A 14,934-nucleotide genomic window follows, 5' to 3' on the forward strand; every position below is an offset into this window, starting at 1 on the left:
CTTCACTCCCGATGGTCGTGGGTCTGGGTGATACGGCCCTGTTCCACGTGGAACAGAGCGACTGGCGTTTCCGTCTGCCAGCCTTCCCTCAATAATTCGTGATCTACACAGGTGATAAACACCTGGCAGCGTAAGTCTTCCAACAAGCGGCAAAGCGCGCGGCGGTGCTGCTCGTCCAGTTCGGACGGCAAGTCATCCACCAGATAAATACACTGGCCGCGTCGGGCCTGGCTGACCAGGTGCCCTTGGGCAATCCGCAATGCACAGACCACCAACTTCTGCTGACCGCGGGACAAGATGTCCGCGGCGTTATGTGCACCCAATCTGAGGCGCAAATCAGCGCGTTGTGGTCCGGCCTGGGTATGACCCATCTGCTGGTCTCGCTGAACGGACCCAGCGAGCACTGCACTCAATTCGCGGTCTTTGTCCCAGCCTCGGTAATAGCTGAGCGTCAAACCTTCAAGCTCAACCAGTTCGCTCAAGGTCTGTTCAAAGACTGGTTTCAAGGCTTTGATATAGGCACGGCGGTATTCATCTATTTCAGCGCTGGCCTGGCACAGTTCCCTGTCCCAAACCGCTTGCGAAACGGCGTCAAGTGTACCATGCCGCAGCCAAGAGTTTCTCTGGCGCAGGGCCTTCTGCAAGCGCTGCCAGGTGGACATGAATCGCGGTTCCACGTGGAACACGCCCCAGTCGAGAAACTGCCGGCGAATCTTCGGTGCGCCTTCAAGCAGGCGGAAGCTATCAGGGTTGATCAGTTGCAGCGGCAGGATCTCCGCCAGCTGTGCCGCACTGCGCGCGTTCTGCCCGTCAATACGGATCTGGAACTCGCCTTGGCGGTCCCGTGATATCCCCAGTGCGCTGTGCCCGCCCTCTGCCAATTCAACCTGACCGAAGACCGTGCAGGCCAATTGCTCGTACTGAATAACCGGCAAAAGGCGGGTACTACGAAACGAACGGGCAAGCCCCAGCAGGTGAATGGCTTCCAGAACACTGGTTTTGCCGCTGCCGTTGGCGCCGTAAAGAATGTTGATTCGGGGGGAGGGGGAGAAGGTCACCGGGTGCAGATTGCGCACCGCGGTGACCGAGACGCGACTTAATGACATCTAGCTTCTGCTGAGCATGATTACAGACGCATCGGCATGACAACGTAGGCCGAGTCATCGTTGTCGGACTCTTGCACCAGCGCACTGCTGTTGGAGTCGGACAGGATCAGGCGAACCTGCTCAGTGGTCATCACGCCCAGCACGTCGAGCAAGTAGCTCACGTTGAAGCCGATTTCCAGATTGCCGCCGTTGTACTCAACACCCACTTCTTCTTCCGCTTCTTCCTGCTCCGGGTTATTGGCCTGGATCTTCAGCTGACCGTTGGCCAGTTGCAGACGGATACCACGGTACTTCTCGTTGGACAGAATCGCGGTACGGCTGAAGGCTTCACGCAACGCCTGACGATCACCGAGCACCAGTTTGTCGCCGCCCTTTGGCAGGACACGCTCGTAGTCCGGGAATTTACCGTCGACCAGTTTAGAGGTGAAGGTGAACTCGCCCGTGGTGGCGCGGATGTGATGCTGACCCAGGACGATGCTGACGATGCCGTCCGGCTCGGTCAGCAGCCGCGCCAGCTCAAGGATACCCTTGCGCGGCACGATGACCTGGTGGCGATCCGGCTGACCGATGTCGGCCTGCATCGAGCACATGGCCAGACGGTGACCGTCGGTGGCCACGGCCCGGATGATCCCGGCCGAGACTTCCAGCAGCATGCCGTTCAGGTAATAACGCACGTCCTGCTGGGCCATGGCGAAGCTGGTGCGTTCAATCAGACGACGCAGTTTGCTTTGCTCAAGGCTGCAAGTCAGCGAACCCGGGCCTTCTTCAACAGTCGGGAAATCGTTCGCCGGCAGGGTCGACAGGGTGAAGCGGCTACGGCCAGCCTTCACCACCAGCTTCTGCTCGTCGACCTTGATGTCGATCAGCGCGTCGTTCGGCAGGCTTTTGCAGATATCCATCAGCTTGCGCGCAGGCACAGTGATGGAACCCGGGTCAGCCGGCTCTTCGAGTTGTACACGACCGACCAGCTCGACTTCCAGGTCGGTACCGGTCAGCGACAGTTGCTGGCCTTCGACAACCAGCAGCACGTTGGAGAGCACCGGCAAGGTCTGTCGGCGCTCGACGACGCCTGCGACCAGTTGCAGGGGTTTCAACAGGGCTTCGCGTTGAATGGTGAAATGCATGGTCTAGTCCCTTGCCTTAATAAGCTGCGCTGGTGTTCATCAAGTAGTCAGTGTACGCAGCAGGTTCTTGTAGTCCTCGCGGATGTCCGCGTCGGATTCCTTAAGTTCGTTGATCTTGCGGCAGGCGTGCAAAACAGTCGTATGGTCGCGGCCGCCAAACACGTCGCCGATTTCCGGCAGGCTGTGGTTAGTCAACTCTTTGGACAACGCCATGGCAACCTGACGCGGACGAGCGACCGAGCGTGAACGACGCTTGGACAGCAGGTCGGAAATCTTGATCTTGTAGTACTCGGCGACAGTGCGCTGAATGTTATCCACAGAGACCAGTTTGTCTTGCAGCGCCAATAGATCTTTCAGGGATTCGCGAATCAGCTCGATGGTGATATCGCGGCCCATGAAGTGCGAGTGGGCGATTACGCGTTTAAGCGCACCTTCCAGCTCACGGACGTTGGAGCGAATACGTTGGGCGATGAAGAACGCCGCGTCGTGGGGCAGATCGACTTTGGCCTGGTCGGCCTTTTTCATCAGGATCGCGACACGGGTTTCCAGCTCCGGCGGCTCGACGGCTACCGTCAGGCCCCAGCCGAAGCGGGATTTGAGGCGCTCTTCAAGGCCTTCGATTTCTTTCGGGTAGCGGTCACTGGTGAGAATGACCTGCTGGCCACCTTCGAGCAGGGCGTTGAAGGTGTGGAAAAACTCTTCCTGCGAACGTTCCTTGCGGGCGAAGAACTGAATGTCATCGATCAGCAACGCGTCCACCGAACGGTAGAAGCGCTTGAACTCGTTGATCGCGTTCAGTTGCAGAGCCTTGACCATATCGGCCACGAAACGCTCCGAATGCAGGTACACGACCTTGGCATTCGGGTTCTTCTTTAATAGATGGTTACCCACAGCGTGCATCAAGTGAGTTTTACCCAAGCCAACACCACCATAAAGGAAGAGCGGGTTGTAACCGTGCTTGGGGTTGTCCGCCACCTGCCAGGCCGCAGCCCGGGCCAGTTGGTTGGACTTACCTTCGACGAAGTTCTCGAAGGTGAAAGTGCGGTTCAGGTAACTGGTGTGCTTGAGCGCACCTTCGACCTGCACCGTGCGCTGCTCGGAACGCACCGGGGCCTGTTGAGAACTGGCGCCGGCCATCGGATCGAAGCTGTCGCGCGATGGCTCTTCACTGACTTCGGCAACTTTCTGGGTCGAACGCTTGGTCGGTGTAGCCGCCGGGACAGGTGCCGGGGCACTGGCAGGCGCTTGAGCCGCCTGTGCCTGAGACGCGGCAGCAGCCAATGGCGCATTCGGGGCGGCACGTGGAGCCGAACTGCGTTTGCTGCCTATTAATAAGGAAAGCGCCGGCGCCATGCCGTTGCCATGCTCATCCAGCAGTTCAAGGACGCGGCCCAGGTACTTTTCGTTGACCCAGTCGAGAACAAAACGATTCGGTGCGTAGACACGCAACTCGTCGCCTTCGGCTTCGACCTGTAGTGGACGGATCCAAGTGTTGAATTGTTGGGCAGGCAGCTCATCGCGCAAAAGCTCCACGCACTGCTGCCAAAGTTCCACTGACACGGATATCCCCTAAGTTGAAAGCCGGTGAGGCAAAAACAAGCGGCCATTGTAGCGACCAGACGCCGACTTATCCACACGTAGGTGGGTCACTGACCAAGAAGAATCAACGTTTTATACGTAAAAAAGACGACCAGTGGTCTGTGTATAAGCTCTGTGGATAACCACCCTTGAGGTCGTTGCACAAGTGGGGGCGAAACTCGGTGGATAACCTGCCTGTGGATAACAGCCCCTTTCACACACAGCTTATCCGATAGCGCAGCACAGGCTGACCACCGTTTTCCACCGTAGTTGTCATTCTCTGTACATCACGGGATAGAAGGCCTGAAGGTAGTTATCCACAGATGATCGGTGCCCTAGCTTTTATAAGCTTTACAGAAAAGCTTTAAATACTTTCCTTCTTTATTTTTATATTTGGCTGGAGGTGAAGACGAGCAAAACGTCTGGAGATCTATTTATAAGGAAACGTTGGTTGGAAATTGACCTAGAGGCTTGCTTTCTCTAGAATCCCCGGTCTCTTAAAACGGGGGCCATTCCGGCCCGTTGTGGACGAACCAGGTAACACGACAATGAAACGTACTTTCCAACCAAGCACTATCAAACGCGCTCGTACCCACGGTTTCCGTGCTCGCATGGCTACCAAGAACGGTCGTGCCGTTCTGTCGCGTCGTCGCGCCAAAGGTCGTGCGCGTCTGGCAGTTTGATAAGCCGGCACTGGAGGTGAGTCAGGACTTCAGTCGGGAAAAGCGTCTGCTTACTCCCCGGCATTTCAAGGCAGTCTTTGACTCCCCTACCGGCAAGGTTCCGGGGAAAAATCTCCTGCTCCTTGCGCGCAACAACGATCTTGATCACCCCCGTCTCGGGCTGGTTATCGGGAAAAAGAGCGTAAAGCTCTCCGTCGAGCGCAATCGCCTCAAACGTCTGATGCGCGAATCGTTCCGTCTGCACCAGGATTCACTGGTCGGCTGGGATATCGTTATCGTCGCGCGCAAAGGTTTGGGTGACGTAGAAAACCCCGAATTGATTCAGCATTTCGGCAAACTCTGGAAGCGTCTGGCACGCAGCACGCCGGTACCAGCAGTCAAAACCGAAACTGTAGGGGTAGACAGTCCAGATGCGTAAACTGGCACTCGTTCCGATCCAGTTTTATCGCTATGCCATTAGTCCTCTGATGGCCAGTCACTGTCGTTTCTACCCCAGTTGTTCCTGCTACGCGTTAGAAGCCATAGAAAATCATGGCCTTCTGCGCGGTGGCTGGCTGACCTTTCGTCGTTTAGGTCGCTGTCATCCGTGGAATCCCGGTGGTTATGACCCGGTTCCACCTATCCCTACCTCCCGTTCTTCTTCGATGGCCGAGTAATCATGGATATCAAACGCACGATCCTGATCGTCGCCCTGGCAATCGTGTCCTACGTTATGGTTCTTAAATGGAACCAGGACTATGGCCAGGCTGCCCTGCCGACTCAGAATGTTGCTTCCAGTACTACCGCACCGGGCCTACCGGATACGGCGACTGGCAATAATGCTTCTGTCAGTGACGACATTCCGCGCGCCGCAAGCGATACCAGTGCCACTGCACCTGCTGAAACACCAGTAGCTGCAAGCAAAGACCTCATCCAGATCAAAACGGATGTGCTCAACCTGGCTATCGATCCACAAGGTGGCGATGTTGCACAGTTGACGCTGCCGCTGTATCCACGTCGCCAGGACCATCCGGAAATTCCATTCCAGTTGTTCGATAACGGCAACGAGCGGACTTATCTGGCTCAAAGCGGTTTGATCGGTACCGATGGTCCGGACGCAAGTCCTGCCGGTCGTCCGGTTTACTCCTCCGAGAAGAAGATCTACCAACTGGCTGACGGTCAGGACCAATTGGTCGTAGACCTGAAGTTCAGCAAGGACGGCGTCAACTACATCAAGCGTTTCACACTGAAACGTGGCCTGTACGACGTAACCGTTTCCTACGTGATCGACAACGAAAGCGCCAAGCCTTGGTCCGGTGCGATGTTCGCGCAATTGAAGCGTGACGCCAGCTCCGATCCTTCTTCCAGCACCGCCACCGGCACCGCGACTTACCTGGGCGCCGCCCTGTGGACAAGTAACGAGCCGTACAAGAAAGTGTCGATGAAGGACATGGATAAGGCTCAGCTGAAAGAAACCGTGAACGGTGGTTGGGTTGCCTGGTTGCAACACTACTTCGTGACCGCATGGATTCCGGCGAAGGGCGAAAACAACGTCGTCCAGACCCGTAAAGACAGCAAAGGCAACTACATCATCGGCTACACCGCCCCGGCAATGACTGTTGCGCCAGGTGCGAAAGCCGAAACCAGCGCTGTTCTGTACGCTGGTCCGAAAAGCCAGGCTGTGCTGAAAGAGTTGTCCCCAGGTCTGGAACTGACCGTCGACTACGGCATTCTGTGGTTCATTGCCCAGCCAATCTTCTGGCTGCTGCAACACATCCACGCGCTGGTCGGTAACTGGGGCTGGTCGATCATCTTCCTGACCATGCTGATCAAAGGGATCTTCTTCCCGCTGTCGGCAGCCAGCTACAAATCCATGGCCCGCATGCGTGCAGTGGCACCGAAACTGGCCGCGCTGAAAGAGCAACATGGCGATGACCGGCAGAAAATGTCGCAAGCCATGATGGAGCTGTACAAGAAAGAGAAGATCAATCCGCTGGGTGGTTGCTTGCCAATCCTCGTGCAGATGCCGGTTTTCCTTTCGCTGTACTGGGTTCTGCTGGAAAGCGTTGAAATGCGCCAAGCGCCGTTCATGCTGTGGATTACTGACCTGTCGATCAAGGATCCGTTCTTCATTCTGCCGATCATCATGGGTGCAACCATGTTCATCCAGCAGCAGTTGAACCCGACTCCTCCGGATCCGATGCAGGCCAAGGTGATGAAGCTGATGCCAATCATCTTCACCTTCTTCTTCCTGTGGTTCCCGGCTGGTCTGGTGCTGTACTGGGTAGTGAACAACTGCCTGTCCATCGCCCAACAGTGGTACATCACTCGTAAAATCGAAGCGGCTACTAAAGCGGCTGCCTGATTTACACTGTGGATAACCACTCAAAACGCCCCCTAGTGGGGCGTTTTGCTATCTGTCACTTTTGTCTGGATACCGGTTTATGAGCGCTCCTCGTGAAACCATCGCCGCCGTCGCCACCGCTCAAGGTCGTGGCGGTGTAGGCATCGTCCGTATTTCCGGGCCGCTGGCGAGCGTTGCGGCCAAGGCCTTCAGCGGTCGTGAACTCAAGCCGCGATTCGCCCACTACGGCCCGTTTTTCGATCAAAACGAAGAGGTGCTGGACCAGGGCATTGCCTTGTATTTTCCGGGCCCGAACTCGTTCACCGGCGAAGATGTGCTGGAGCTCCAGGGTCATGGCGGCCCGATCGTTCTCGACATGCTGCTCAAGCGTTGCCTTGAACTAGGGTGCCGTCTGGCACGACCAGGTGAATTCAGCGAACGTGCGTTCCTCAATGACAAACTTGACCTGGCACAGGCCGAAGCAATCGCCGACCTGATCGAGGCCAGTTCTGCACAGGCCGCCCGCAATGCATTGCGTTCCTTGCAGGGGGCATTTTCCGATCGTGTACATAACCTCACCGAGCAACTGATCGGCCTGCGGATTTATGTAGAAGCGGCTATCGACTTCCCGGAGGAAGAAATCGACTTCCTTGCCGATGGCCATGTACTGAGCATGCTCGACAAAGTCAGGGACGAGTTATCCACCGTGCTGCGCGAAGCCGGGCAGGGTGCGTTGCTGCGTGACGGCATGACGGTGGTGATCGCCGGTCGGCCAAATGCCGGTAAATCCAGTTTGCTCAACGCTCTGGCCGGTCGTGAAGCAGCGATCGTGACCGAGATTGCTGGCACCACCCGTGACATTTTGCGCGAACATATCCACATCGATGGCATGCCGCTTCACGTGGTAGATACCGCTGGTCTGCGAGATACCGATGACCATGTGGAAAAAATCGGTGTTGAACGGGCGGTGAAAGCCATTAGCGAAGCTGATCGAGTGCTGTTGGTGGTCGATGCCACTGCACCGGAAGCGCTTGATCCGTTCGCGTTGTGGCCAGAGTTCCTGGAAATCCGCCCGGATCCGGCGAAAGTCACGTTGATCCGTAACAAGGCCGACCTAACCGGCGAAGCGATTGCCCTGGAAGTCAGTGAGGATGGCCATGTGACCATCAGCCTGAGTGCCAAGTCGGCTGGCGAAGGCCTGGAACTGCTGCGTGATCATCTCAAGGCCTGCATGGGCTATGAGCAGACGTCGGAAAGCAGCTTCAGTGCTCGCAGGCGTCACCTTGAGGCGTTGCGTCATGCCAGTGCGTCCCTCGAGCACGGCCGTGCACAGCTGACGCTGGCGGGTGCCGGCGAGCTACTGGCCGAAGATTTGCGCCAGGCTCAACATTCCTTGGGCGAGATCACCGGTGCATTCAGCTCCGATGACCTGCTGGGACGGATCTTTTCCAGTTTCTGTATCGGTAAATAGCCCTTTCGTTGTCCACAGACAGGCCATTCGCGCCTGTCTGTTCTCCCCCCTTCTCCTGAATTGCCTCCAGTGCCGAGCAGATTTTTTCTGTTCGGGCGGATTTTCCGCGTCCGGAATTTGATCAATCACCGCTTTTCTGTGGATTAAGCCCTGTGAATAACTGCCGCTAAGGGCAGTTGATAACAGGGCCTCAAAACTGAAGATAACCGCCTCTGTGGATAACCACCCCTTTCATCCACAGGCTTACACCGGTTATCCAAGGGCCTCATTGGCACATGACCACAGGGTTTTGATTCTCTGTACACATTGAAAATAAAGGGCTGTATGAATCTATCCACAGAAATGATGCTCAGTAGAAATAAACATAAAAACAAAGATTTAATAAATTTCTTTCTTTTTAATTTCTATAACCCCGACTTCTCCACAGCTGGTTAAATTTTGTGCAGAGGGTTCTTTAGGAAGGGCGAAGTCCCTATACTTGTCGACCAGGTCCAAAAACCTGAGCTCAAACTATTCCTGAATTACCTACTTAAGCAGGCACGAGGTGCGTGGTGGATTTCCCTTCCCGTTTTGAAGTGATCGTCATCGGCGGCGGTCATGCCGGTACCGAGGCAGCACTGGCCTCAGCACGTATGGGGGCAAAAACCCTGTTGCTGACGCATAACGTGGAAACCCTCGGTGCCATGAGTTGCAACCCGGCCATCGGCGGGATCGGCAAAAGCCACTTGGTGAAAGAAATCGATGCCCTCGGCGGCGCGATGGCCATGGCTACCGATAAAGGCGGCATTCAGTTTCGCGTGTTGAACAGCCGCAAAGGCCCGGCCGTGCGTGCAACCCGCGCCCAGGCAGACCGGGTTCTGTACAAGGCCGCTGTCCGCGAAGCACTGGAAAACCAGCCGAACCTGTGGATATTTCAACAAGCCGCTGATGACCTGATCGTTGAACAGGAACAAGTGCGCGGTGTTGTCACCCAAATGGGCCTGCGTTTCTTGGCCGACTCCGTGGTGTTGACCACTGGCACCTTCCTCGGTGGACTTATCCACATCGGAATGCAGAATTATTCCGGTGGTCGTGCCGGTGATCCGCCGTCGATCGCCCTGGCTCACCGTCTGCGCGAATTGCCACTGCGTGTCGGCCGATTGAAAACCGGTACGCCGCCGCGTATCGACGGTCGGTCTGTGGATTTCTCGGTGATGACCGAGCAAGCAGGTGATACGCCGATCCCGGTGATGTCGTTCATGGGTTCCAAAGAGCAGCATCCGAAACAGGTCAGCTGCTGGATTACCCACACCAACTCCCGGACCCACGAGATCATCGCCGCGAACCTCGACCGTTCGCCGATGTATTCCGATGCAGGGTTGATCGAAGGTATCGGTCCGCGTTACTGCCCGTCGATCGAAGACAAGATCCACCGCTTTGCCGACAAGGAAAGCCACCAGGTCTTCATCGAACCGGAAGGTTTGACCACTCACGAGCTGTACCCGAACGGGATATCCACATCCCTGCCGTTCGACGTGCAATTGCAGATCGTGCAATCGATTCGCGGCATGGAAAACGCGCACATCGTGCGTCCGGGCTACGCCATCGAGTACGACTACTTCGATCCGCGTGATCTGAAGTACAGCCTGGAAACCAAAGTCATCGGCGGTCTGTTTTTCGCCGGGCAAATCAATGGCACCACCGGATACGAAGAAGCCGGCGCCCAGGGTTTGCTGGCCGGGGCCAACGCTGCGCTGCGTGCGCAGGGCAAAGACGCCTGGTGTCCGCGTCGCGACGAGGCGTACATCGGAGTGTTGGTTGACGACCTGATTACCCTTGGAACTCAAGAGCCGTACCGGATGTTCACATCCCGCGCCGAGTACCGTCTGATCTTGCGTGAAGACAACGCGGACCTGCGCCTGACCGAAAAAGGTCGCGAGCTGGGTCTGGTGGATGACGCGCGTTGGGCGGCGTTCTGCACCAAACGCGAAAGCATCACGCTGGAAGAGCAGCGCCTGAAAAGTACCTGGGTTCGCCCGGGCACCGAGCAAGGCGATGCGATATCCGAAAAATTCGGCACGCCACTGACTCACGAATACAACCTGCTCAACCTCTTGAGCCGTCCGGAAATCGACTACGCTGGTCTGATCGCCGTGACTGGCGGGGGCGCAGAAGATCCACAAGTCGCCGAGCAGGTCGAAATCAAGACCAAATACGCCGGTTATATCGATCGTCAGCAAGATGAAATCGCACGTCTGCGGGCGAGCGAAGACACGAAACTGCCTGTGGATATCGATTACACGAACATTTCCGGTCTCTCCAAAGAGATCCAGAGCAAGCTCGGTGCGACCCGTCCAGAAACACTGGGCCAGGCGTCACGCATTCCGGGTGTCACACCGGCAGCCATTTCGCTGTTGATGATTCATTTGAAAAAACGCGGCGCGGGCCGTCAGTTGGAGCAAAGCGCTTGAGTTCGTTGGTCACCTCGCAACACGCCGAAGAGTTATCCACAGGTGCTCGCCAGCTCGGTGTCACATTGACCGAAACCCAGCATGCGCAGTTGCTGGGTTATCTGGCCCTGTTGATCAAATGGAACAAGGCCTACAACCTGACCGCCGTGCGCGATCCGGACGAAATGGTCTCGCGTCACCTGCTCGATAGTTTGAGCGTGATGTCGTTCATCGAAAATGGTCGCTGGCTGGACGTTGGCAGCGGCGGCGGCATGCCGGGCATTCCGCTTGCAATCCTGTTTCCAGAGTCCCAAGTGACTTGCCTGGACAGCAACGGCAAGAAAACCCGCTTCCTGACCCAGGTCAAACTCGAACTCAAACTGGATAACCTGCAAGTTATCCACAGTCGCGTCGAAGCCTTCCAGCCTGCACAGCCTTTCAACGGGATCATTTCCCGGGCGTTCAGCAGCATGGAGAACTTCAGCAACTGGACGCGCCACCTCGGCGACGCCGATACACGCTGGCTGGCAATGAAGGGCGTTCATCCGGCCGATGAGCTGGTAGCATTGCCGGCAGACTTCCACCTCGATAGCGAACACGCCCTGGCCGTACCTGGTTGCCAAGGCCAACGCCATCTGCTGATACTGCGCCGCACGGCATGATTGGGAACACAAGCAAGAATGGCTAAGGTATTCGCGATAGCGAACCAAAAGGGTGGTGTGGGTAAAACCACCACCTGCATCAACCTCGCAGCTTCCCTGGTCGCTACCAAGCGTCGGGTGCTGTTGATCGATCTCGATCCACAGGGCAACGCCACCATGGGTAGCGGTGTGGATAAACACGGCCTGGAAAACTCGGTCTACGACTTGCTGATCGGCGAATGCGATCTGGCCCAGGCCATGCACTACTCCGAGCACGGTGGTTACCAGTTGTTGCCGGCCAACCGCGACTTGACCGCGGCCGAAGTGGTTCTGCTGGAAATGCAGATGAAGGAAAGCCGCCTGCGCAGTGCGCTGGCGCCGATCCGTGAAAACTACGATTACATTTTGATCGACTGCCCGCCGTCGCTGTCGATGCTCACGCTGAACGCTTTGGTCGCGGCTGACGGGGTGATTATCCCCATGCAGTGCGAGTACTTTGCGCTCGAAGGCTTGAGCGACCTTGTGGATAACATCAAGCGCATCGCTGAACTGCTGAACCCGAACCTGAAAGTCGAAGGCCTGTTGCGCACGATGTATGACCCGCGCCTGAGCCTGATGAACGACGTGTCGGCGCAGTTGAAAGAACACTTCGGCGAGCAGCTCTACGACACGGTTATTCCGCGTAACATCCGCCTGGCCGAAGCGCCAAGCTATGGCATGCCGGCGCTGGCCTACGACAAGACTTCGCGGGGCGCCATTGCCTATCTGGCACTCGCCGGCGAGATGGTTCGCCGTCAGCGCAAAAATTCACGCACTGCCGCTGCTCAGGCAACTTAAGGAATCCCCATGGCCGTCAAGAAACGAGGTCTCGGACGTGGACTGGATGCACTGCTGAGCGGTCCGACCGTCAGCTCGCTGGAAGAGCAGGCTGTACAAGCCGATCAGCGTGAGCTGCAGCATTTGCCCCTGGACCTGATCCAGCGCGGCAAGTACCAGCCACGTCGGGACATGGACCCGCAAGCGCTGGAAGAACTGGCGCAATCGATCAAGGCTCAGGGCGTGATGCAGCCGATCGTGGTTCGCCCGATCGGCAGCGGCCGCTTCGAAATCATCGCCGGCGAACGTCGCTGGCGTGCGAGCCAGCAGGCTGGCCAGGAAACCATCCCGGCGATGGTGCGCGATGTGCCGGATGAAACCGCCATCGCCATGGCGCTGATCGAGAACATCCAGCGCGAAGACCTCAATCCGATCGAAGAAGCGGTGGCTTTGCAGCGTTTGCAGCAGGAATTCCAGCTGACTCAGCAACAAGTGGCCGAAGCGGTGGGCAAATCCCGCGTGACTGTGGCCAACCTGCTACGCTTGATCGCGTTGCCGGAAGTTATCAAGACCATGCTGTCGCACGGTGACCTGGAAATGGGTCATGCACGTGCTTTGCTTGGTTTGCCGGAGAATCAACAGGTTGAAGGGGCGCGACATGTTGTCGCACGGGGGCTGACTGTGCGCCAGACTGAGGCACTGGTTCGCCAGTGGTTGAGTGGCAAACAGGAGCCTGCCGAACCGGTAAAACCGGACCCGGATATCGCCCGACTCGAGCAGCGTCTGGCTGAGCGCCTAGGCTCTGCGGTGCAGATCCGACACGGAAAGAAGGGGAAAGGGCAGTTGGTAATTGGTTACAACTCCCTTGATGAGCTTCAGGGTGTGCTCGCACACATTCGCTGAAACATTTCCTCATGTAGCGTGCAGTCGGAAATCACTACCTGACAGTTGAATAGGGGCAGAACCGCCCCTATACTCTGCGCGCATTTTGTCGGCACAAATTATGCCAAGTTATTGAATTCTGGCAGCCGACCATTGGAGAGCAATAGTGATGGAAACCCGCACGCCAAACCGCTTGCCGTTCCATCGCCTGGCAGTTTTTCCGGTGTTGATGGCTCAGTTTGTCGTGTTGATGATCGCCGCTTTGGCGCTTTGGCAATGGCACGGAGTCGTTGCCGGGTACTCAGGACTCTGCGGAGGCCTGATAGCCTTGCTGCCCAATGTTTATTTCGCTCACAGGGCATTTCGGTTTTCCGGCGCCCGAGCAGCTCAAGCCATCGTCCGGTCTTTTTATGCCGGTGAGGCGGGCAAACTGATTTTGACGGCAGTGCTTTTTGCATTGACGTTTGCAGGTGTGAAGCCATTGGCGCCGCTAGCTGTATTCGGCGTCTTCGTGTTGACCCAACTGGTCAGCTGGTTCGCGCCCCTGCTGATGAGAACAAGACTTTCGAGACCTTAGGGCGTTTGAGGCAACCATGGCAGAAACAACCGCTTCGGGCTATATCCAGCACCACTTGCAGAACCTGACTTTCGGTCAGCACCCAACCGGCGGGTGGGGTTTTGCCCACACCGCAGCAGAAGCCAAAGAAATGGGCTTCTGGGCTTTCCACGTCGATACCCTCGGCTGGTCGGTCGCTTTGGGTCTGATCTTCGTTCTTCTTTTCCGCATGGCGGCAAAGAAGGCGACTTCCGGTCAGCCTGGTGCTTTGCAGAACTTCGTTGAAGTATTGGTCGAATTCGTCGATGGCAGCGTGAAAGACAGCTTCCATGGCCGTAGCCCGGTGATTGCACCGCTGGCACTGACCATCTTCGTCTGGGTGTTCCTGATGAACGCCGTCGACCTGATCCCGGTCGACTGGATTCCTCAGCTGGCCATCCTGATCTCCGGCGACCATCACATCCCGTTCCGTGCAGTGTCGACTACCGACCCGAACGCAACGCTGGGCATGGCCCTGTCGGTGTTCGCATTGATCATTTTCTACAGCATCAAGGTCAAGGGCATCGGCGGCTTCGTCGGCGAGCTGACCCTGCACCCGTTCGGCAGCAAGAACATCTTCGTTCAGGCCCTGCTGATTCCGGTGAACTTCCTGCTGGAGTTCGTGACGCTGGTAGCCAAGCCAATCTCCCTGGCACTGCGTCTGTTCGGCAACATGTACGCCGGCGAGCTGGTCTTCATTCTGATTGCTGTGATGTTCGGCAGCGGTCTGCTCTGGCTTAGCGGCCTGGGCATAGTTCTGCAGTGGGCGTGGGCTGTGTTCCACATCCTGATCATCACCCTGCAGGCGTTTATCTTCATGATGCTGACCATCGTTTACCTTTCGATGGCACACGAAGAGAACCATTAAGGCCAGTCTCGACTAGTCTGATGTCCCACTCGGTCAAACGAGTGGGGGCCCGAACAGGGCTATGAAACGATTTGTTTTACCGCTTTAAAATCTAAAAAACCTAAACCATACGACGTAAAAGTCGGGAGGAAAGATGGAAACTGTAGTTGGTCTAACCGCTATCGCTGTTGCACTGTTGATCGGCCTGGGCGCACTGGGTACCGCAATTGGTTTCGGCCTGTTGGGCGGCAAGTTCCTGGAAGGCGCAGCGCGTCAGCCAGAAATGGTTCCAATGCTGCAAGTTAAAATGTTCATCGTTGCCGGTCTGCTCGACGCCGTAACCATGATCGGTGTTGGTATCGCTCTGTTCTTCACCTTCGCGAACCCATTCGTTGGTCAACTCGCTGGCTAATCACTCGAACCTTCGAGTGATTGGTTT

At 56.7% G+C, this 14,934-nt stretch carries 15 protein-coding genes; 12 read left to right on the forward strand and 3 right to left on the reverse strand.

Annotated elements, in window-relative coordinates; all coding sequences use genetic code 11:
* Window positions 1-2: 2 nt before the first annotated feature.
* The 3 genes from recF to dnaA are packed head-to-tail and all read right to left on the reverse strand — an operon-like array spanning window position 3 to window position 3,790.
* Complete coding sequence (gene recF / locus ACYZUC_RS20175; RefSeq protein WP_008041454.1) at window positions 3-1,106, reverse strand: DNA replication/repair protein RecF; 1,104 nt, start codon at window positions 1,104-1,106, stop codon at window positions 3-5.
* A gap of 20 nt (window positions 1,107-1,126) precedes the next feature.
* Window positions 1,127-2,230: a DNA polymerase III subunit beta gene (dnaN, locus tag ACYZUC_RS20180; RefSeq protein ID WP_017341709.1), complete on the reverse strand. Its 1,104-nt coding sequence runs from the start codon at window positions 2,228-2,230 to the stop codon at window positions 1,127-1,129.
* Window positions 2,231-2,269: 39 nt separating this feature from the next.
* Complete coding sequence (gene dnaA / locus ACYZUC_RS20185; RefSeq protein ID WP_461989928.1) at window positions 2,270-3,790, reverse strand: chromosomal replication initiator protein DnaA; 1,521 nt, start codon at window positions 3,788-3,790, stop codon at window positions 2,270-2,272.
* Between the two features lie 566 nt (window positions 3,791-4,356).
* Between dnaA and rpmH the strand changes: the two genes are divergently transcribed.
* The 12 genes from rpmH to atpE all read left to right on the forward strand — a co-directional run bounded on the left by rpmH (window position 4,357) and on the right by atpE (window position 14,907).
* The gene (rpmH, locus tag ACYZUC_RS20190) at window positions 4,357-4,491 is read left to right on the forward strand and encodes a 50S ribosomal protein L34 (RefSeq protein WP_003213577.1); all 135 of its coding nucleotides are present in this window, start codon (window positions 4,357-4,359) and stop codon (window positions 4,489-4,491) included.
* A 16-nt stretch (window positions 4,492-4,507) separates the two neighbouring features.
* Window positions 4,508-4,909, forward strand: coding sequence for a ribonuclease P protein component (rnpA, locus tag ACYZUC_RS20195; RefSeq protein WP_027926203.1), 402 nt, complete (start codon window positions 4,508-4,510; stop codon window positions 4,907-4,909).
* The gene (gene yidD, locus ACYZUC_RS20200; protein WP_010207715.1) at window positions 4,902-5,147 is read left to right on the forward strand and encodes a membrane protein insertion efficiency factor YidD; all 246 of its coding nucleotides are present in this window, start codon (window positions 4,902-4,904) and stop codon (window positions 5,145-5,147) included. The genes rnpA and yidD overlap by 8 nt, the downstream gene beginning before the upstream one ends.
* Before the next feature lie 2 nt (window positions 5,148-5,149).
* Complete coding sequence (gene yidC / locus ACYZUC_RS20205) at window positions 5,150-6,835, forward strand: membrane protein insertase YidC (RefSeq protein WP_226298303.1); 1,686 nt, start codon at window positions 5,150-5,152, stop codon at window positions 6,833-6,835.
* Window positions 6,836-6,914: 79 nt separating this feature from the next.
* Window positions 6,915-8,285, forward strand: a complete 1,371-nt coding sequence (gene mnmE / locus ACYZUC_RS20210) for a tRNA uridine-5-carboxymethylaminomethyl(34) synthesis GTPase MnmE (RefSeq protein ID WP_461989930.1) — start codon at window positions 6,915-6,917, stop codon at window positions 8,283-8,285.
* A 551-nt stretch (window positions 8,286-8,836) separates the two neighbouring features.
* The gene (gene mnmG, locus ACYZUC_RS20215; RefSeq protein ID WP_461989931.1) at window positions 8,837-10,735 is read left to right on the forward strand and encodes a tRNA uridine-5-carboxymethylaminomethyl(34) synthesis enzyme MnmG; all 1,899 of its coding nucleotides are present in this window, start codon (window positions 8,837-8,839) and stop codon (window positions 10,733-10,735) included.
* Entirely contained in the window at window positions 10,732-11,376 is a 645-nt protein-coding gene (gene rsmG / locus ACYZUC_RS20220; protein ID WP_007948096.1) for a 16S rRNA (guanine(527)-N(7))-methyltransferase RsmG, read from the forward strand. The genes mnmG and rsmG overlap by 4 nt, the downstream gene beginning before the upstream one ends.
* An 18-nt stretch (window positions 11,377-11,394) precedes the next feature.
* On the forward strand, window positions 11,395-12,192 hold the full coding sequence (locus tag ACYZUC_RS20225; RefSeq protein ID WP_027926208.1) for a ParA family protein: 798 nt from the start codon (window positions 11,395-11,397) through the stop codon (window positions 12,190-12,192).
* A 9-nt stretch (window positions 12,193-12,201) separates the two neighbouring features.
* On the forward strand, window positions 12,202-13,074 hold the full coding sequence (locus ACYZUC_RS20230) for a ParB/RepB/Spo0J family partition protein (RefSeq protein WP_008027541.1): 873 nt from the start codon (window positions 12,202-12,204) through the stop codon (window positions 13,072-13,074).
* Between the two features lie 148 nt (window positions 13,075-13,222).
* On the forward strand, window positions 13,223-13,630 hold the full coding sequence (locus ACYZUC_RS20235) for a F0F1 ATP synthase subunit I (RefSeq protein ID WP_461989933.1): 408 nt from the start codon (window positions 13,223-13,225) through the stop codon (window positions 13,628-13,630).
* 16 nt (window positions 13,631-13,646) lie between these two features.
* A complete protein-coding gene (gene atpB / locus ACYZUC_RS20240) occupies window positions 13,647-14,516 on the forward strand; it encodes a F0F1 ATP synthase subunit A (RefSeq protein WP_461989935.1) in 870 nt (289 codons plus the stop codon).
* Between the two features lie 133 nt (window positions 14,517-14,649).
* Window positions 14,650-14,907 (forward strand): F0F1 ATP synthase subunit C, encoded by a 258-nt coding sequence (atpE, locus tag ACYZUC_RS20245; protein ID WP_002555987.1) that lies wholly within the window; start codon window positions 14,650-14,652, stop codon window positions 14,905-14,907.
* The last annotated feature ends 27 nt before the right edge of the window (window positions 14,908-14,934 follow it).

It is taken from the genome of Pseudomonas sp. GT1P32, from assembly GCF_054897805.1.